Below are 18,435 nucleotides of genomic sequence, written 5' to 3' on the forward strand. Positions count from 1 at the left end.
GGGCATACCAACCGTTTGTCCAGTGGGTGTCCATATTCAGTTCACACGCCGTTTACTATTGTCCGGTGTTGATAGACAGTTGGTCCCAACGAGGGGGCGCACCCGGACAGTCGGACCGTTCGTGGTCGAGTTCTCACCGACTCCTTCTGATCGGCACAGCAGCATTGACCGTGCTGGTCCTGGGCGTGCAGGCGTTCGCGTCGTACAAGGGCTATCTCGGTCCGGTGGAAAGCCTGTTCGGTGACTACTTCCTCGTTCCCCGCTCCGCGACCATGCCTTGGGTGGGCCTCGCTCTCGCGCTCGTCGGACTGAACAACAAAGAACGCATCTACGCGGTATCCGCGGCCGTCGTGATCGACGTGGTCGTCGGCGCGATCCGCTGGTTCTCGGGTGGACCGCTGACGATGGGCACCGGCGGCACCTGGGTGCTGACGGCCATCGCGGTGTACGCGGTGTGGAAGTTGTCCGGTGAGCGTCGACTCAGCGTTCTGCACGGCGTCGCGCTGGGCGCGTTGCTCATCATCGCGGCCAAGGTTGCCGAGACGTGGCTGGAGATCACCATTCTCGTCGGCACCGACGTGTGGGACGAGTACGTGTTCCTCGCCGACCAGGCTCTCGGGAATCCGTCGTGGGTGATGGGCCAGATCGTCGACGCCATGGGCCCCGTCGGTGCAGCAGCCCTCGACTGGATCTACGTCGAACTGCCGGTCGCGGTGATCGTGGTTGCTCTCTATCAAGTACGTAAGGGATGGCCGTCGCATCACCTGCTGCGCACGTTCCTGCTCATCGGGCTGATCGGCCCGATCTTCTACGTCCTGTTCCCGGTGGTCGGCCCGGTGTTCGCCTTCGGTCCGCGTGGGTTCGGATTCCAGATCGGTGACTACTGGCCGAACATCGTGCCCAACTTCGACTTCGCATCACCGTCGTCGCTGCCGTTCGACGACGCCGCACCGCGAAACTGCATGCCGAGCCTGCACACCGCGTGGGCGGTCGCATTGTTTATCCACTCGCGCAGCGGGCCGTGGTGGATTCGCAGCCTGGGATCGTTCTGGCTCGTTGCGACCCTGACCGCGACGCTCGGTTTCGGATTCCACTACGGCGTCGACCTCATTGCCGGTGCCGTCCTGTGCTTGACCCTCGATGCGGCGCTACGGGATCCGGAGCGCGGCTGGGGTTGGTTCCGAGTGCGTCTGTTGATCGGTGGCTCGGCACTCCTGGCGGGATTGTTGCTCTCGTACCGGTTCGCTGCGGTGCAGATGGCCGAGTACCCGGCGATCTTCGGGCCGCTGCTGATGGCTGTCCTGGTTCTGATGTCGGTGGCGTACTTCGCCACCTTCTTCGCCCGCCCCGGCACTGCTCTTGCGGTGTGGGGCGAGCGCGACGGCGAGTGGGATGCCGTTACAGGAGAGAGTCCGGGTCTTCCAGCTCGTTGATCTTCATGAGGTCGTCCTCTTCGCGCTGTTCGCGGTAGGCGACTCGGCCGACGCTGTGCGCGATCACGGGCGCCGTCAGCAGCGTGAAGATGCCCACCAGGACCAACATCCAGATGTCGACGCTCCCACGAAGCAGGAACACGGCGCCCATCAGGACCAGGATCAGTCCGACCACCTGAGGTTTCGTGGCCGCGTGCATACGACGCAGAGTGTCGGGGAAGCGAACGATTCCCACCGCGGCGGTCAGCGCGAGCAGCGCGCCGAGGAAGATGGAGATGGCCCCGATCGTGTCGAGGATGTTGCCGATCACTGGTCACTCACCCGGAAGCGCGCGACGGACACCGAACCGATGAAGCCGACCAGCGCCAGCGCGACGATCGCGGGAACGATGGTCGTGTCTTTGCTGTACGCGGCCCAGACCGCGAGTCCACACATCGAGACCGCGATGATCGTGTCCAGGGCTACGAGGCGGTCGAGTGAGCTCGGACCGTCGAGCAATCGGAACGTGGTCAGTACGGCGGCGATCAGCAGAATCACTCCGGAAATGATCAAGATCGTGGTGATGAACCCGTTCATGGTTGGTCCTCCTGCCGGGGTGCATCGAATTCGTAGTCGCGCTGGTGCCATGGGCTGGGTTGCCAGTCCGAATCACGTTCGAACGACGCGATGAACAACCGCTCGAGGTCCTCCACCGAGCGGTAGAACGCGCTGACGGCTTTCTGCGAGCCGACGTCGAGCACGTGGACGTAGACGATGCGTCGGTTCTGGTCGATCTCGAGAACCATCGTGCCGGGGATCAGGTTGAGAACGTCGATGCACAGCGTGAGAACCAGGTCGGACTTGATCCCGAGTTGGTACCGCAGAACTCCGGTGACCGGGGGCGGCGACGGGCGGATCGCCAGCCACGCGACCTGGATACTCGACTGGATCGCGTAGTACACGATCATCCACAACAGACGCAGAATCGACAGCAGATGTACCCGACCCTCGACCGGTACGCGGGGGAGGGGAAGCAGGACCATGATGATCAGGCCGACGGCGAGTCCGCCGAAGATGTTGCCGAAACTGATGTTGCCCCACAACAGGATCCATACGACCATCAGCCACAGCAGGATCCCGACGCGGAGTACCTGTTCGCGTTTCATCGCGGAGCCTCCTCGGTATTCGGGACGTCGGTGTTCGGGGCCTCGGTATTCGGAACGGCTGCGGGGTCGTCTGCAGCGACGGGAGCTTCGTCGACCGGCACGGGCCGGTGGTTGCCGAGAACCGCGTCGATGTAGATGGACCGGTCCTGCAGATCCTTCGCCGCTCTGTCGCTGATGTCGATGATCCGGCCCGCGAACACCGTCAGTGCCAGACCGACGATGACAAGTCCGACCGTCGGAATCAGCATGAAGAGCGGAATCTTGCCGACATCCTCGCGGTCGACGAACGCGATGTCCTCTTCGGACTCGTCGATCAACGCTGACGGGCTGACGTCGGCGAGGTCACCTTCGGGCGCGTCGGCCCGGGCTCGCCAGAAAGCCTTGGTCCACACGCGGGCGACGGCGTAGAGCGTCAGCAAGCTGGTGATCGTGCCGCCGGCAACGAGGATCCAAGCCAACGCGCTGGCGTCGGCCGCACCGGCCTGAAGGAGCGCGACCTTGCCGATGAAGCCCGAGAACGGCGGGATACCGCCGAGATTCAGCGCCGGGATCAGGAAGACGATCGCGAGGATCGGGCTGGCCGCCGCCAGACCGCCGAGACGGCGCAGCGACGACGACCCGGCTTGTCGTTCGATCAGACCCACGACGAGGAAGAGCGTCGTCTGCACGATGATGTGGTGGGCGACGTAGTAGATCGCGCCGGACAGCCCGGACGTCGTGGACAGTGCGATACCGAAGATCATGTAACCGATATGGCTGACCAGTGTGAACGAGAGCAGACGTTTGATGTCGCTCTGCGCGATGGCACCCATGATGCCGACCACCATCGTGAGCAGGCCGCACACCATCAGTACGTTGTCGAGTTCCCCTTGCGGGAACAGCAGTGAATGCGCGCGGATGATCGCGTACACACCGACCTTGGTGAGCAACCCGGCGAAGACGGCGGTGATCGGTGCGGGCGCGGTCGGATACGAGTCCGGTAGCCACGCAGACAGCGGGAAGACCGCGGCCTTGATGCCGAACGCCACGAGAAGGACAGCGAAGATGGCGGTTCGTGTGCCCGGCGGAATGTTGTCGAAGCGCAGGGCCATGTCGGCCATGTTGAGGGTGCCGGTCGCCGCGTAGGCGAAGGCGATGCCCGCCAGGAAGATCAGCGAGGACACCATCGAGACCATCACGTACGAGACACCGGCCCGGACGCGGTCGGCGCTGGCACCGAGCGTCAGGAGCACGAAACTCGCAGCGAGCAGAACCTCGAATCCGACGTAGAGGTTGAAGAGGTCACCGGCGAGGAACGCGTTGGAGATACCGGCGGTCAATGCGAGATAGGTCGGCAGGAAGATCGAGACCGGCTGGGCCTCGCTGCCGTCGCGAATACCCTGACCGATCGCGTAGATCATGACGGCGAGCAACACCACCGACGAGACCACGAGCATCATCGCCGAGAGACGGTCGACCACGAGTGTGATGCCGATGGGGGAGTCCCAGCCGCCGACCTGAACGGCCGTCGTACCGTCGCGGTCGGCGAGGTAGAGCAGCAAGCCCGACACCGCGACGACGCCGACGAGCGCGATCAGTGTGATCACGCGCTGGAAACGAGGACGTCGGCCGACGACCAGCGTCGCAGCAGCGGCCAGCATCGGGATCAAGACGGGCAGGGGCGCAAGGGCTCCCATCAGGTTGTCCGAGATGGTCATGCGCCTCCACCTCCCTCGATCTTGGTCTGGCGAGCGTCTTTGCGCCGCTTCTCGGATTCCTTCTTACGAGCAAGGTCGGTGGCCCAGTCGGGTACCGGTTCGTCCTCGAAGTCGCCGTCGTGGAGGTCGTCGTAGCATTCGATGTCCTCGAGGTTGACCAGTTGTTCGAGGGGAATAGGGTTGCCGTCCTTGTCGAATGCGTCGCCGCCGATGCTCGGGGCACCGGTGACCGGGTCGTCGGAGCGGTCGTGGTCGGGAGCGTCGGCAGGCAGGCGACGCTTGAGAACCTTGGTGTCCTCGGGATCGTCCTCGACGGCGTCGGCGGTGTTGATCTTGTAAGACCGGTACGCCAGTGCCAGAACGAAGCCGGCGATACCCATCGTGATCACGATCGCCGTCAGGATCATGCCCTGGGCGAGCGGATCCGCTATTTCCTCGTGGACCGAATCTCGGCCGACGATGGGCGGATTCCCGTCCGATCCACCGACGGTCAGGATCAAGAGGTTGATGGCGTTGCCGAATAGAAGTAGACCGAGCAGCATCCGAGTGATGCTTCGTTCGATCAGCAGGTAGACACCGGCCGACGTGAGGACGCCGATCAGGATCAGCATTCCGATGTTTGCGCTCATGGTGCTTTCACCTCGATTTCTGCGTCGAGGCGGGCGCCGAGACTTCGGAGTACGTCCAGGACCAGGCCGACCACGATGAGGTAGACGCCCAGGTCGAAGAACAGTGCGGTGACCAGTTTGACGTGGCCGATGAGCGGGAGTGTGAACTCGAATACGGCGGACGAGAGCGCCGGGGCGCCGAGGAACAGCGACACCAGGGCGGTGCCCGCGGCCAGCGCCAAACCGAGGCCGAGAATCTTGCCCGCGTCGATGGGTACGGCTTCACCGAGTTCGTAGCGTCCGCCGGCGAGGTACCGAAGTACCAGCGCCAGGCCCGCCGTCAGGCCTCCGGCGAAACCGCCACCGGGGGCATTGTGACCGGAGAAGAAGAAGTAGATCGACAACACCATGATGGTCGGGAAGATCAACCTCGTGGTGACCTCGAGAACCAGCGAACGGTGTCGAGGATCGATGAGGTCTCCGCCGCGCAACCACGTCGTGTCCGAGTTGGCAGCTGCCTTGTCGACGATGACGGAGGGGGCGTCCGCGACGCGCGGCGCGATACCGAACCGGCGGTTGCGGAAGACGAGGCTGGCGACGCCAGTTGCCGCGACCAGCAGCACCGAGATCTCACCGAGGGTGTCCCATGCGCGGATGTCGACGAGTAGGACATTGACGACGTTCTTGCCGTTGCCCAGGTCGTAGGCAGCGTCGGGAAGCAGCTCGTAGATCGGACGAGTGTTTCGGGCATTGGTCGCGAAGGCCGCGATGGTGGTGACGGTGATACCGACGGCGACAGCGAGTGCGGCACGCGGCCACTTGAAGCCGATCGCCTTGCTCTCGTCGACTTCGGCGGGGAACTTCCGGAGCACGAGCACGAAGATCACCAGTGTCAGTGTCTCGACGAGGAACTGGGTCAGCGCGAGGTCGGGTGCGCCGTGCAGCGCGAACAACACGCCGCAGCCGTAGCCGGTGAGTCCGACGAGGATGACGCTGGCGAGTCGGTTGCGCATCAGCGTCGCGGCGATGGCGGCCGAGATCATCATCAGCGCGATAGTGAACTGGATGGGTGAATCCCACATCCGAAGGTCGACTCCGCCGCCATCGGTGTCGATGATCAGCAGGAACAGCGGCACAACGACCAGCGTCGCGAGAATCGTCGACTGTGTGCGGGGGAGCGAACCACGCTGAGTGGCACCGGTCAGGCGCATCGAGATGGTGTCCATGCCGCGCAGGGTCGCGTCGTAGATACGGTCGGCGTTGCCGAGCGGCGGGTGCTCGAAGTGCAGTCGGCTGATCTGACGCTGCGCGATGTAGAGCGCGATGCCGCCGGCGATGACGATGCAGGTGAGCAGCAGCGGAGTGTTGAATCCGTGCCACAGCGCGAGGTGGTAGTCGGCGTGAGGTCCGGGGGCCAGTGTGGTGGAGTACGGGGTCAGCAGCTTCTCGAGCTGGGGCGAGAGAATGCCGGCGGCCAGACCGAGAACAGCGAGCAGGCCGGGCGCGAACAGGAACAGCCAACCCGGCTTGTGCATCTTGCTCACGGCTGGGCTGGGCTTGCTCAGGGTCTTACGTCCGAAGGCGCCCCAGATGAAGCGGACGCTGTAGCCGACGGTGAGGATCGAGCCCAACACGATCACCGTGACGACGGCGATGGACGACCAGTGGCCGAGCGCGTTCGTTTCGAGCACCGATTCGAGTGCGGCTTCCTTGCCGACGAATCCGAGTAGCGGTGGCAGACCGGCCATGCTGGCGGCAGCGAGGCTCGCGATGATCGCGAGAGCGGGTGCCGCTTTACCCAGGTGAGCAAGTTTGCGCAGGTCACGGGTACCGGTCGTGTGATCGATGATGCCAACGACCATGAAGAGTGCGGCCTTGAACATCGCGTGCGCCACGACCATCGTCATGCCGGCCAGGGCGGCGTCACGCGTGCCGATGCCGACCAGGACCATCATGAAGCCGAGTTGGCTGACGGTTCCGAAGGCGAGGACGAGTTTGAGGTCGTACGCGCGCATGGCTCGCCAACCGGCGAGGATCATCGACAGCAGACCCAAACTGATGATGGTGATGCGCCACGGCGGCGAATCGGCGTACCCGGGAGCCAGGCGCGCGACGAGGTAGATACCGGCCTTGACCATTGCAGCAGCGTGAAGATAACCGCTGACAGGGGTTGGCGCGGCCATTGCACCGGGAAGCCAGAAGTGCAGGGGCACGATTGCCGATTTGGAGAGCGCACCGATCAGGATCAGGACGATCGCGACGGACGGGAGCCACCCCGTCGGCGGGTTCGCGACCAGTTCGGACAGGTTGTAGCTGCCGCCGACCTGGCCGAGGATGATCATGCCGACCAACATCGCCAGACCACCCGCGGTGGTGACCAGCAGTGCCTGGGTCGCGGCGCGGCGGCTGGTGGCGCGTTCGGCGTAGTGACCCACGAGCAGGAACGACAAGACCGTTGTCAGTTCCCAGAACACGTAGAGAAGCAGCATGTTGTCGCTGGTCACTAGCCCGAACATGGCACCCGCGAAGGCGACCATCTCGGCGGCGAAGATACCGAGTCGAGGTTCGTCGTCGGTGAAATAGCGGGCGCAGTAGACCAGGATGAGCGTGCCGACACCCAGGACGAGCACGGCCATGATGGCCGAAAGCGCGTCGAACCTGAAGTCGATGTCCATCGACAGCCCTGGAACCCAGGTGATGTGCAGCGTCTCGACGGTGCCCCATTTGTCGATGACCCAGCCGAGGCCGGCGAGGGGGACTATCGCGAGGGGGAAGAAGCCGTTTCGCCCTAACCTGCGCACCACAAGCGGAGCCAAGAGGGCGGCAACGGCATGGGCAAGCAAGATAGCGAGCAAAAGGCACTCCGTCGTGTTGTCAGCGGGCGGCGGGGTGTCCGAACAAAATCGAACCTATCGGATTAACGAGACAATTCACCTTGTCGGAGAGGTTGTCTTTGCGTACATATTACCGGGCGTGGCAGTTTCGATGTGCAGCGAGTCGATTCGGACATCATCGGCACTCGCTGATACACGTAGGTTGGACGACGTGAATTCGTCGACACCCACCACGATCATCCGTACCGCTGCCCTTGCACACATTCGTGACCGCAAGCTGATCCAGACCCGCTCCGTGGGCAAGACGGCGTTCTACATGGCCGGCGGAAAGATCGACCCGGGGGAGACGCCCGAGCAGGCACTGCACCGCGAAATTCGGGAGGAACTCGACGTCGATCTGGTCGACGGGACGGTCACGTTCCTCGACGTCTTCGAGGCTCACGCTTTCGGACATTCCGCGGACACGGGCCTGCACATGAGTTGTTATCTGGCGGAGATGGCCGGAGACCCGCACCCGACCAGCGAGATCGCCGAGTTCCGCTACTTCACGCTCGCCGAGTATGCAGCGATGGACGAGGTGGCGCCCGGATCACTCAAAGTGTTCCATCGCCTGGCGTCGATGGATCTGATCGACTGATCGGCGGAGGAACGGATCGATTGATCCGCCCCAATCGGAGACTCACGTAGGCGCAGACGGCCACGATGATCAGCGCCACGGCGTCGAGTATCAGAATGTCGGTCGAGATTTCGAACGGGCCGACCGTCGTGATGCCGTTGAAGGGCTTGTTCTCGTCGAGCGGCGTGTACGCCGTCCATCCGTAGTCGAACTGCGGATAGACGAGCAGGGCCAGCGCCGTCGGGCCGAAGATGACACCGAGTCCGACGAGGGCTCGTGACGCTCCGGTCCGCGGTGGCTCTCGGTACATCGCGCTGGCGATCGCGTACGTGACGACCGCAGCGGTGAAGGCGACAAGAAGATCGCTGATCGTGAGAACGTCACCGATCTTCGGCGACGGCGACGTGGCGTAGCTGACGATCCCGGCGACCGTGACCGTCAGGAGCAATCCGTAGCCGACGACTCGCGAGGGAGCGATCGCGCCGATCGCTGCCGCGGCGACGATGACGAGTCCGATCACGACGGCGGTGGAGGCGGGGGTTTTCGACCATTCCATGGCTTCGGTTGCGGGACGGTTCGCCGAGACCGCCGCCAGAGTTGCGACGGCAGCGGTACACATCAGCAGGATTCGACTGCCGTCGCCCAGCACCCGCGCGCAGATCACCGTGATCACCAGCGCGACGAGTAGTAGAGGCACCGCCGCCGTGACGGTGGTGATCTCGAACCACCAATTCGCAGCGACCCCGAAGAGAGTGAGCACCGCCGCGATAGTCACCGGTCGAACGGCCATCCGTTCCTTGGGGTGGTCCTTGTCGAAGTCGTGGAACCAGAACGCGGCGACGCAGGCGGCGGCCAAAGCGAGCGCGAACAGTGTTGCCCCCAACACTGGTGGTTGAAACTGGTTGGTGTTGTCGGCGATGTAGTCCGCGTACCGCCGAGGAATAGCGTCTTCGTCGAGGAGTGAATCCGAGACATGCACGGCAACAATCGTTCCCGCGACGGAAGCGGCTCGGACCCGGGGAGCGGCAGCAACCGTGACCGCGCCGACAGCGACTCCCGCACCGACGGGTGAGAGTGCCTCGAAGTTGTGATCGTAGAGCCCGGGCAGTTCGAGTAGGAGTCCACCGAAGACCGTCATGGCCGCGGTCCGCAACCGGCAGCGGGCCATCATCGCGGCTGTCCCGACCGCGACGACAGCCAAGACGCCGGCGCCGATGGTCGAGATGGACCAGAACCTGTCGCCCGTCGAAATCGACGTCGACTGGCTGTTCACGAACGGTGCCAAGGCGACGACGGTGACGACGAATGCCGTCACACCACTCAGCGCGACGAGCAGCGTCCTGCGGGCGATGGGCACTGCTCCAAAATAGTCAATCCGGTACCAGTTGCACCGCAATAGCAGGTCTCAGTCCGGTGACGGTGTGTCAGTCGACTGGCCCCGGTTCGATCCGAGATTCCGTGGTGTCGACGGGTGGATGGGACCGTCGGAGGATCGCTGCACCGCAGAAGCCGATGATCAAGGCGAAGAGGATTGCAGCGCCGACGGTCTGAGGGGTGACGTAGTCGATGGTGATGCCTATTCCGCGTCCGAATAGTCCTCCGTTGGCGCTGACGTGCGCCGGGATGGGAAGTTCCATCAATCGCTGAATGTCTGCCGCTGTCAACTCTGGCGGCGCGGTGAGCTGATCGGTGAGAATGGCGATCGACGAGAAGGTCATTGCGGCAAAGGGAATGGCGAGTCCGAGTGTGGCGTCGACCAGGCTGCCGGGAGCCAGGGCACCGAACAGCAATCCGGCGGCGAGACCCAGCGAGGCGATCTTCAGTGCGATTGACCAGACACCGTGCGCGGAGTCGAAGGGCAGTAGTTCTGACAGCGGTACCGCAACGAGAACGGCGATGGGAACGAGGTTTGGCACCTGCTTGTGCAGTCGCAATCCGACGGCGACCGGCAGGGCTGCGAAAAGCACCAGTACCCAGGGGGACTTCAGGTCTCCCCAGTGGCCGGAACCCTTCGCGATGTCGACGAACAGCGGAGCCGACGCAGCGGCCAGAGCGGTTGCGGCCCAGAGGAACTTGCCACCAGCACCGGAGGTGTCGCCGAGACGGTAGGCGGCGATCCATGTCAACGCGAGCGCAGCGCCCGCTGCCAAGACCATGACGATCCAGGCAGTTGCCTCGGACGCGTACTGCTGGCGATCGATCACGGCGCCGAGCACTCGATGCCCGATCGCCAGCGCGGCGATCACCACGAGCGCTATGCGGATTTCGCCCGCGTCGGGCTTGCGGATCCGGAAGCCGGATTGCGCGGTCACTGCACAGGCGATTGCTGCTGCGGCCGTGGCGCCGATCAGCCACCACGACGGCTCACCTACCGAAGACGTACTCATCCGGCCCGTCCCGCCGGCGAACGTGCGAACCGTGAGGAAGGCGGCAAGCACGCCGAGGAGGGTGGCGTTCTTCGTGGCGGTGCGATCCCAACTGACGGCAACCACACAACCCAGAATCGCACCGGCTGCAACACTTTTGACGATGATCACGGCGATCAGCAGGTCCAGTGACGCAACCTCGGGCACGACTGCCCGAATGATCGCGATGACGGCGACCCCGACGGTGATCGCGATCCAGGCTGCCCGACGGGAGCCGCGACGCTGTGAGAGTGCGCAGGCAAGCACGGCAACCACGGCGCCGAGCCCGACAGCGGTGGGTCCACTGCTGATCCAGCGATCTACTTCCGACGGAGAGGCCACGATGGCCCAGTCACGGAGAACCGGATTGGTCAGGGCCAGCGCAGCGAGTATCCCGGACAGGAGCGCAGCGACGGTGGTGAGGATCGCTCGAAGATCGAGTGGCATCGGGCCAACCTATCGCGGCGCCGCGACATCGGTCGTGGGCGGCGTGAGTGCCGGAAACCAGATGTCGGTGAGAACGTCTGCTGCGACGTCCGCACCCGCGGTGATCGCGCCCTGTTCCGCCCAGCGAATGAAGAAGCGCTCGACCTGTGTCAGCAGGAGTTCGACCCGGAGTTTCGCCTCGTCGTGTCGATTCTGCGGCCAACGGGCGAGGTACGACGGCATCGCGTTGGGCAGTGCAGAGATGCCTTCGCGGGCCAGTGTGCGGAACTCGGGTTCGAGGACCATGGCCTCGTCCCACGCCCGCATCATGTGGTGGTGATCGCGGCACCAGTCGAGAGCGCGGTTGATCCAGCCGGCGAATTCTTCGCGCGAACCGGAATCGAGTACGTGGTCGAGATCCTGGAATATGGCGAGGGTGCTGGATACGACGGTGTTCGAGCCGAGCGCCTTGAGGATGTCGATCTTTCCGGGAAAGTGCAGGTAGAAGGTGGCTCGGCTGCAACCGACCCGGCCGGCGATGTCCTCGACGGTGACAGCCGCGTATCCGCGTTCGGTGAAGAGCGCGCCGGCGGCATCCACGAGGTCTGCGCGGGTTCGCTGCTTCTGCTTCTCTCGCAGCGTCAGTCTGCCGGAGGTATCTGTCATTACCAGGATCCTAGTGCCGCGGGGGCTCTCACGGGTCAGTTGCACGAGACTCTCCGTCTTTCACTTGACAGTCCGTTAGTGAAAGCTACTCTGTGGTGTAGCGCACATTCGACCGATCAGAGGACGCCATGACCATCTCGGACACAACACGCACGCCTGACCTGCCGGCCGGATTCGACGTCACCGATCCTGCTGTCCTCGGGGAGCGGATCCCTTTCGAGGAATTCGCCGAACTGCGTCGCAACGCACCCGTGTGGTGGTGTGAGCAGCCGCCGACGGTCGGTGGATTCCAGGACGAGGGCTACTGGGTGGTCTCGCGTCACGCTGACGTCAAAGAGGTCAGCCAGCGCAGCGATGTGTTCTCGAGCTGGGAGAACACCGCGATCGCGCGTTTCGCCGACGACATGCCACGTGAGGCCGTCGAGATGCTCCGTCATCTTCTGCTCAACAAGGATGCACCGGAGCACACCAAGCTCCGCAAGCTGATTTCGAAGCTGTTCACGCCTCGCGCGATCAACGGCATGCGCGACGAATTGGATCGTCGTGCACGGAGCATCGTCGACACCGCTGTGAGCGAAGGCCCGGGCGACTTCGTGAAGCAGGTTGCCAGCGAGCTGCCGCTCCAGGCGATCGCGGATCTGATCGGTGTACCGCAGGACGATCGAGACAAGCTGTTCAAGTGGTCCAACGAGATGATGGGCTACGACGACCCGGAATACCAGGGTGATCCGGCAGTCGCGTCCACCGAGGTCCTCGGATACGCGTACCAAATGGCAGACGCACGTCGTACCTGCCCGGCAGACGACATCGTCACCACTCTGGTCCAGGCCGACATCGACGGCGACTCCTTGAGCCCGGAGGAGTTCGGGTTCTTCGTGCTCATCCTGGCGGTCGCAGGAAACGAGACCACCCGCAACGCCATCACGCACGGAATGATCGCGTTCCTGGACAACCCCGAGCAGTGGGAGCTGTACAAGAAGGAACGTCCCAAGACGACGGCCGACGAGATCGTCCGTTGGGCGACACCCGTCACCGCCTTCCAGCGCACCGCGCTCGAGGACACGGAATTGGCAGGAGTGTCGATCAAGAAGGGGCAGCGCGTGGTGATGCTGTACAGCTCCGCGAACTTCGACGAGGACGTCTTCGAGAACCCGATGACGTTCGACATCACTCGTAACCCCAATCCGCACTTGGGCTTCGGCGGAACGGGCGCGCACTTCTGCATCGGTGCCAACCTCGCTCGTATGGAGATCGACTTGATGTTCAACGCGATCGCCGACAACGTCCCGGACATCACCAAGATCGGTGATCCGCGCCGTCTGCGCTCGGGTTGGATCAACGGCATCAAGGAGTTCCAGGTCGATTACAAGAGCACAGGCTGCCCGGTCGCTCACTAGAGTCGGTAGGTGAGAGGTACACCCCACGATCTCGAGGAGCCACCGCATGACTTCGATCAACGACAAGGCAACAGCTCTACTGGCGTTGCACCAGCCAGGCAACCCGGTCATTCTCCCGACGGTATGGGACGCGTGGTCGGCGAATCTTGCGGTGGCTGCAGGTTTTGCAGCCCTGACGGTAGGCAGCCACCCGGTTTCCGATTCCATCGGCAAGCCGGACAACGAGGGCATCACCTTCGACGAACTTCTGCACCGGATCAAGCAGATCACCGGTGCGGTCGACGCCCCGATCTCGGTGGACATCGAGGGTGGTTACGGGCTCGAGCCGGCAGTTCTCATCGACGGGTTGATCGATGCCGGCGCTGTCGGACTCAACATCGAGGACACCGTTCACAGTGAAGGCGGACGCTTGCGCGAGGCGCAGGAGCACGCCGACTTCGTGGGTGGGCTTCGTCAGGCCGCCGACGCAGCCGGAGTTCACGTTGTCGTCAACGCGCGCACCGACCTGTTCGTGAAGCAGGTCGGTGACGAGTCCGATCGCGTCGATCGCGCCATCGCACGCCTCAAGCTGGCGGCCGACGCCGGCGCCGACGTTCTTTACCCCGTCGGGCGGCATGACGACGCGACCCAGCGCCGCCTGACGTCCGAACTTCCACTTCCGATCAATGCGATCGGAATCCCGGATCAGGACGACCCGGCAAGTTTCGGTCCGCTCGGAGTGGCACGTGTGAGCTTCGGTCCGTTCTTCCAGATGGCATTGGCCAACCGTGCGAACGAGATCTTGGGACGCTGGAAGTAAGAATGCAGACACTGATGTCGCCCGGCCCGCTTCTCGACGATGGCGGACATTTGGTCGAGACGGGTTGGGCCCCATCGGAGATTCGCAAGTATCGACGCTCTGCGATCGCCGCTCCGAAGTTCCGGATCAAGGAGTGGGACTACTACTGCGTTCTTACTGCGGATTACGGCATCGCGTTGACCGTCGCCGACAACGGGTACATGGGCTTGCTCGGAGTCTCCTGGCTCGATTTCCGAACACCACACGAGATTACCGAAAACGTGATGCTGCCGTTCCCGATGGGAAGGCTCGGTCTGCCCGAAAGCGCGGACGACGGTGATGTGGTGGTGTCGAAAGGTAAAGCTCGCTTCGAGTTTCGCCATGTGGACGGTGGGCGCCACCTGATCGTCGACTACCCGGCTTTCGACGGTGGACGAGGTCTTCATGCCGATTTGTTCCTGGCGAGTCCTGCCGATGACCGGATGGTGATCGCCACACCGTTTCCGAAGGCGTCCCGATCGTTTTACTACAACCAGAAGATCAACTGCCTGCCCGCTGCCGGGACCGTGCGAATCGGGAGCGACGACTTCACATTTCGCTCGGAGGACTCGTTCGGCGTTCTCGATTGGGGCAGGGGAGTCTGGACTTACGACAACACCTGGTACTGGGGTTCTGCATCCGGAGTGGTGAACGGCGAGCGGTTCGGATTCAACATCGGTTACGGCTTCGGCGATACTACGGCGGCCAGCGAGAACATCGTGTTTGTCGGAGGGCGGGCACACAAACTGGACAGGATCGACTTCGGCATCCCGCAGGGAACGTACGACGGCGCTCCGTGGAACTTCTCGAGCAACGATGGTCGCTTCGAGATGACTTTCGAGCCGATCATCGACCGTGCCGCGACTTTCGACGTCGGGGTGCTGCGTTCGATTCAGCATCAGGTGTTCGGAAAGTTCTCCGGCACAGTGATCCTCGACGACGGTACCTCCGTGGTGGTTCGAGATCTCCTCGGATTTGCCGAGGAGGTTCGGAACCGCTGGTAGGCCGTACGTCTCCGCGAAGATGACGGAACGCAGCACGAGCACCGGGGCATGATCGTGCCCCGGTGCTCGCGTCTCGAGTTGTTTCACTTCAGGCTGCTGTCGGTGGGCCGTTCCCGCCGATCGGCTGCTGATACGGATCAACAGACATCGGCGGGTAGAACACCGTTTTGCGATCCGGCCCGATCTCCACCCGCCATTCGGTGTGGTGCAGTGTCCGGTGGTGATGACCGCACAACAAGATCAGATTGTCGAGATCTGTTGGGCCACCATCGTTCCAGTGAACAATATGATGAGCATCGCACCACCCCGACGGCGTTCCGCACCCCGGAAACGCACACCCACCATCACGAACCGCCAACGCCCGCCTCTGCGGCACCGTCGCTGTTCTCGCTTCCTTACCGCAGTCGAGCGGAACACCATTCTCATCCAACAAAATCCGCGTCACGGTGCAGTCGCACGCCAACATCCGCGCGGTATCGATACTGATCGGACCCACCCAATCCGCCCACGCAAACCCGAGTTCCTCCGTCGACGGCAGGAGGTCTTTCAAAGCCTGCAGATCCGTCATGTCTTTCGCGGACGCGGTGACCGTGACGTGCGGTTTCACCCCGCCTTCGATCGGACCCAACCCCGCCCGCTCGTACCGCCGCAGTAGTTCGCAGAACCCGTCCGCACGCCGCAGCGCCGGAGTACGGGTGTCCTTCACGCCGTCCTTCTCCGGTATCGGCGCAGACAGGCTCGACAACAACGTGATCAGACGCGCCCCGTTCACCGCATCCAAATCACCCTTCACGGTCACCCGCCCGTACAAGCCTTTCGAGGCGTAGAACTCGTTACGCTCCGAATCCTCACCCACCGGAACGCCGTCCTCGCGTTTGCCGTACTGCTTCTCGATCCGCCGGATCGCCGCCCGCACCGCATCGCAATCCACGATGTTCTTCGACGCCAACCCCAACAAGATCCCGCGGGCCTTGTCGACATCCGCCGGCGTCATGTTCTTCGGTGGATGCTGACAAAACGACGCCACCTGACGGGCTTTCAACGCATCAACGTCACCGCGGTGAAACGCATCGCCCACCACGGGTTCGAGCATCAGCAACCGCGCCAACCCGACCAGCAGGCTGCATTCGCCGATCTCCAGATTCGTCGACCCGTGCAACCACTGTGCGATCGCCCGAAAACCCTTCCCGCCGAGAACGTCCCGGGAAAACATTTCGACGATCAGCAACACCATCCGCGACTGCAACTCGTGCCGGGCGCGCACCAGATCCAGAACCTCACTCTTGAGGCCCTCACCATCCAGCTGCCACGCTTCCCGACTGTCCATGCTCAAAGTCTAATCGAACAAAGTTTCGAACACAAGACTTGAATCTCGAAAACTGTTCCTATGCAATAATTTTCGACAATTCTGATTTCTGGGACTTTTCGGATCTTCATTCGATTTGCGGCAGGCAATCTCGACTGCCTCATTGCATGGACTCTGCTGACGCCGAGCACTCGGCATACATTCCGGCTTCATGTTGACGTGGACGAGGGCACTTGGACGCGTGGCCGCGCATGGGCTCTGTCGATTGCATTGGTTGCCTTGCCGTGCTACCGCGACACGAACGAGCAGATCACGGCCTGGGCGAAACATGCGATTGCTCAGGTCGTTGACGACATCCGCACTGAACCCTGAGACCACCTGCGCCGTCTCCGGTTTCGCAACGATCCTTGGAACTCGAGCAGGGAGGGCAACAGTCTTGTCCGCGGCGACCGATCAGCCGATCTCGCTCAGGTCTCCGTACACCGTCCGACCCTCCAGGATGGTGGCGAGCACCGTGATGTCGGCCAGCTCGGCCGGCTCGACGTCGAGGGGATTTGCCGACAGCACAACCAAATCCGCGTAGGCGCCGGGAAAGATGGACCCGATGTGATCTTCGCTGAACAGCTGCCAAGCGGCGTTGACCGTATGGGCGCGCACGGCGGCGTCCACGGGGATCCGTTCCTGGGGTGCGACGACGCGACCGCTGGGCGAAAGCCTGGTGACGGCGTCCTGCATGTTTCGTAGCGGATTGGCGGGGGTGACGGGACCGTCGTTGTGGAAGGTGAACCGTTGCCCGGCCGCGAGTGCAGATCCTGCTGCGGCCCAGACGGATCCGTATTCGGGGCCGAACAGGTCATCCACCAGAACGTCACCCCAGTAGTGCAGGTGGTCGATGAAGATGCTGACCGTGACGCCCAGTTCCGCCGCGCGGACGAACTGATCCGGACGCATCGCGCCGACGTGTTCGAGACGCAACCGGTGATCGGGCCGGGGGTGCTCCTTCAGAAGTTGCTCCCACGCATCGAGAACCATGGTGATCGCGTCGTCACCGTGGGCGTGGCACGCCATCTGCCACCCTTTGGCGAAGTAGGCGGAACTGATGTCGTGGATCTGTTCGCCGGTGTAGTTGGCGTGCCCGTGCGTGCAGGCGATCCCGAGCGCGCGGGTGGCTTCGGTATCGAGATACGGGAAGCTGGTGGCGATGTTACCGACCCACGGCGAACCGTCGGACCAGACCTTGATGCCGATCTGGCGCACCAGGTCGTTTCCGTCGCCCGGTGACGCCTCGGTAGTGCGCGCGTCGTTGGACATCTCGTAGAGCCGCAGGCGGGTGGTGAGGAGTCCGGCGTCGGCTATCGCTGCCAGGGCGGGCCGCATCTTGGGGTCGAACGACAATTCGGCGATGGTGGTGATTCCCGCGGCGTTCAGCCGGGCGCATTCGGCCGCCACCAGTGCGGGGAAGTCGTCACCGATGGTGACTGCGTGGCCCGCGACTGCGAACACCGCAGGCATTTCGTACGCGGCTCCGTCGAGTGCGCCCGTCGCGTCGTGGCCGTACGATCCGCCGATCGGATCGGGGGTATCGCGGGTGATGCCGGCCTGCACTGCTGCCGCCGTGTTGAAATACGCGACGTGTCCCGAGTTGTGCATGATCACGAGGGGGTACTCCGGCGCTATGGAGTCCAGCCAGTCGATGGTCGGATCGGGTAGGCCCTTCTGCAGCAACGGGTCCCAACCGTTCAGAGAAGCGCCGGCAGCACCTCGCGAACGAACAGTGTCGACGACGGCAGCAACTACGGCATCCGCCTCGGCGATCGTGACAGGCCGGATGTCGACGACGTCAGGCCCGAGAACGATGGCTTCTTCCAGGGGGTGACCGTGCGGTTCGATGAACCCCGGCAGAACAGCGGCACCTCCGACGTCGACGACGCGGGTATCCGGCCCCACCAGTTTCTCGACGTCCGTGCGCGCGCCGACGGCTGTGATCCGGCCGCCCGTCACGGCGAGCGCCTGGGCGCGTGGTGATTCCTCGTGCATGGTCACGATGTCGCCGTACAGAACCAGATCAGCAGCCATGGTCA

17 protein-coding genes are annotated in these 18,435 nt (G+C 63.4%); 6 read left to right on the forward strand and 11 right to left on the reverse strand.

The window, feature by feature from the left end; all coding sequences use genetic code 11:
* The first annotated feature begins 65 nt into the window (after positions 1-65).
* The gene (locus KTR60_RS07485; protein ID WP_003945056.1) at positions 66-1,433 is read left to right on the forward strand and encodes a phosphatase PAP2 family protein; all 1,368 of its coding nucleotides are present in this window, start codon (positions 66-68) and stop codon (positions 1,431-1,433) included.
* On the opposite strand, the gene mnhG is transcribed toward KTR60_RS07485, so the two are convergent.
* From mnhG to KTR60_RS07515, 6 genes are read right to left on the reverse strand one after another with little or no spacing between them, the layout of a single operon-like run.
* The gene (gene mnhG / locus KTR60_RS07490; RefSeq protein WP_003945045.1) at positions 1,399-1,743 is read right to left on the reverse strand and encodes a monovalent cation/H(+) antiporter subunit G; all 345 of its coding nucleotides are present in this window, start codon (positions 1,741-1,743) and stop codon (positions 1,399-1,401) included. The genes KTR60_RS07485 and mnhG overlap by 35 nt on opposite strands.
* Positions 1,740-2,009 (reverse strand): monovalent cation/H+ antiporter complex subunit F, encoded by a 270-nt coding sequence (locus tag KTR60_RS07495; RefSeq protein ID WP_003945061.1) that lies wholly within the window; start codon positions 2,007-2,009, stop codon positions 1,740-1,742. The genes mnhG and KTR60_RS07495 overlap by 4 nt, the downstream gene beginning before the upstream one ends.
* Positions 2,006-2,578: a Na+/H+ antiporter subunit E gene (locus tag KTR60_RS07500; protein ID WP_003945063.1), complete on the reverse strand. Its 573-nt coding sequence runs from the start codon at positions 2,576-2,578 to the stop codon at positions 2,006-2,008. Before KTR60_RS07500 ends, KTR60_RS07495 begins: the two co-directional genes overlap by 4 nt.
* Positions 2,575-4,275 (reverse strand): Na+/H+ antiporter subunit D, encoded by a 1,701-nt coding sequence (locus tag KTR60_RS07505; protein WP_003945059.1) that lies wholly within the window; start codon positions 4,273-4,275, stop codon positions 2,575-2,577. The genes KTR60_RS07500 and KTR60_RS07505 overlap by 4 nt, the downstream gene beginning before the upstream one ends.
* A complete protein-coding gene (locus KTR60_RS07510; protein ID WP_003945054.1) occupies positions 4,272-4,904 on the reverse strand; it encodes a Na(+)/H(+) antiporter subunit C in 633 nt (210 codons plus the stop codon). Before KTR60_RS07510 ends, KTR60_RS07505 begins: the two co-directional genes overlap by 4 nt.
* Positions 4,901-7,738, reverse strand: coding sequence for a Na+/H+ antiporter subunit A (locus tag KTR60_RS07515; RefSeq protein WP_007730104.1), 2,838 nt, complete (start codon positions 7,736-7,738; stop codon positions 4,901-4,903). Before KTR60_RS07515 ends, KTR60_RS07510 begins: the two co-directional genes overlap by 4 nt.
* A 190-nt stretch (positions 7,739-7,928) precedes the next feature.
* Here KTR60_RS07515 and KTR60_RS07520 point away from each other — a divergent pair, with 190 nt between their 5' ends.
* Positions 7,929-8,354, forward strand: coding sequence for an NUDIX hydrolase (locus KTR60_RS07520; RefSeq protein WP_007730102.1), 426 nt, complete (start codon positions 7,929-7,931; stop codon positions 8,352-8,354).
* Here KTR60_RS07520 and KTR60_RS07525 read toward each other — a convergent pair.
* From KTR60_RS07525 to KTR60_RS07535, 3 genes are all read right to left on the reverse strand, one after another.
* Entirely contained in the window at positions 8,311-9,690 is a 1,380-nt protein-coding gene (locus tag KTR60_RS07525; protein WP_228402008.1) for a hypothetical protein, read from the reverse strand. The two genes, KTR60_RS07520 and KTR60_RS07525, sit on opposite strands and share 44 nt — an antisense overlap.
* Positions 9,691-9,757: 67 nt before the next feature.
* The gene (locus KTR60_RS07530) at positions 9,758-11,185 is read right to left on the reverse strand and encodes a hypothetical protein (protein WP_212633921.1); all 1,428 of its coding nucleotides are present in this window, start codon (positions 11,183-11,185) and stop codon (positions 9,758-9,760) included.
* Between the two features lie 9 nt (positions 11,186-11,194).
* Positions 11,195-11,830 (reverse strand): TetR/AcrR family transcriptional regulator, encoded by a 636-nt coding sequence (locus KTR60_RS07535; protein ID WP_003945046.1) that lies wholly within the window; start codon positions 11,828-11,830, stop codon positions 11,195-11,197.
* A 128-nt stretch (positions 11,831-11,958) separates the two neighbouring features.
* On the opposite strand from KTR60_RS07535, the gene KTR60_RS07540 reads away from it, so the two are divergent.
* The 3 genes from KTR60_RS07540 to KTR60_RS07550 are packed head-to-tail and all read left to right on the forward strand — an operon-like array spanning position 11,959 to position 15,048.
* A complete protein-coding gene (locus KTR60_RS07540) occupies positions 11,959-13,227 on the forward strand; it encodes a cytochrome P450 (RefSeq protein ID WP_003945041.1) in 1,269 nt (422 codons plus the stop codon).
* Positions 13,228-13,273: 46 nt separating this feature from the next.
* The gene (locus KTR60_RS07545) at positions 13,274-14,026 is read left to right on the forward strand and encodes an isocitrate lyase/PEP mutase family protein (protein WP_007730096.1); all 753 of its coding nucleotides are present in this window, start codon (positions 13,274-13,276) and stop codon (positions 14,024-14,026) included.
* 2 nt (positions 14,027-14,028) lie between these two features.
* Complete coding sequence (locus tag KTR60_RS07550; protein WP_007730095.1) at positions 14,029-15,048, forward strand: DUF2804 domain-containing protein; 1,020 nt, start codon at positions 14,029-14,031, stop codon at positions 15,046-15,048.
* An 88-nt stretch (positions 15,049-15,136) separates the two neighbouring features.
* Here KTR60_RS07550 and KTR60_RS07555 read toward each other — a convergent pair whose 3' ends face one another.
* Entirely contained in the window at positions 15,137-16,375 is a 1,239-nt protein-coding gene (locus tag KTR60_RS07555) for an HNH endonuclease signature motif containing protein (protein WP_212633920.1), read from the reverse strand.
* A 198-nt stretch (positions 16,376-16,573) separates the two neighbouring features.
* Here KTR60_RS07555 and KTR60_RS07560 point away from each other — a divergent pair, with 198 nt between their 5' ends.
* Positions 16,574-16,726: an aminoglycoside phosphotransferase gene (locus KTR60_RS07560; protein ID WP_073512160.1), complete on the forward strand. Its 153-nt coding sequence runs from the start codon at positions 16,574-16,576 to the stop codon at positions 16,724-16,726.
* Positions 16,727-16,807: 81 nt separating this feature from the next.
* On the opposite strand, the gene KTR60_RS07565 is transcribed toward KTR60_RS07560, so the two are convergent.
* Positions 16,808-18,430, reverse strand: coding sequence for an amidohydrolase (locus KTR60_RS07565; RefSeq protein ID WP_212633919.1), 1,623 nt, complete (start codon positions 18,428-18,430; stop codon positions 16,808-16,810).
* Positions 18,431-18,435 lie beyond the last annotated feature (5 nt).

The organism is Rhodococcus sp. C1 (genome assembly GCF_020809065.1).
Lineage (GTDB): Bacteria > Actinomycetota > Actinomycetes > Mycobacteriales > Mycobacteriaceae > Rhodococcus_F > Rhodococcus_F qingshengii.

What these genes read in the sequence shown, in the direction of transcription:
- KTR60_RS07565 (WP_212633919.1), bottom strand. Translation starts at nt 18,430, where the DNA reads ATGGCTGCTGATCTGGTTCTGTACGGCGACATCGTGACCATGCACGAG.
- KTR60_RS07510 (WP_003945054.1), bottom strand. Translation starts at nt 4,904, where the DNA reads ATGAGCGCAAACATCGGAATGCTGATCCTGATCGGCGTCCTCACGTCG.
- KTR60_RS07540 (WP_003945041.1), top strand. Translation starts at nt 11,959, where the DNA reads ATGACCATCTCGGACACAACACGCACGCCTGACCTGCCGGCCGGATTC.
- KTR60_RS07495 (WP_003945061.1), bottom strand. Translation starts at nt 2,009, where the DNA reads ATGAACGGGTTCATCACCACGATCTTGATCATTTCCGGAGTGATTCTG.
- KTR60_RS07550 (WP_007730095.1), top strand. Translation starts at nt 14,029, where the DNA reads ATGCAGACACTGATGTCGCCCGGCCCGCTTCTCGACGATGGCGGACAT.
- KTR60_RS07555 (WP_212633920.1), bottom strand. Translation starts at nt 16,375, where the DNA reads ATGGACAGTCGGGAAGCGTGGCAGCTGGATGGTGAGGGCCTCAAGAGT.
- KTR60_RS07545 (WP_007730096.1), top strand. Translation starts at nt 13,274, where the DNA reads ATGACTTCGATCAACGACAAGGCAACAGCTCTACTGGCGTTGCACCAG.
- KTR60_RS07500 (WP_003945063.1), bottom strand. Translation starts at nt 2,578, where the DNA reads ATGAAACGCGAACAGGTACTCCGCGTCGGGATCCTGCTGTGGCTGATG.
- KTR60_RS07530 (WP_212633921.1), bottom strand. Translation starts at nt 11,185, where the DNA reads ATGCCACTCGATCTTCGAGCGATCCTCACCACCGTCGCTGCGCTCCTG.
- KTR60_RS07505 (WP_003945059.1), bottom strand. Translation starts at nt 4,275, where the DNA reads ATGACCATCTCGGACAACCTGATGGGAGCCCTTGCGCCCCTGCCCGTC.
- KTR60_RS07535 (WP_003945046.1), bottom strand. Translation starts at nt 11,830, where the DNA reads ATGACAGATACCTCCGGCAGACTGACGCTGCGAGAGAAGCAGAAGCAG.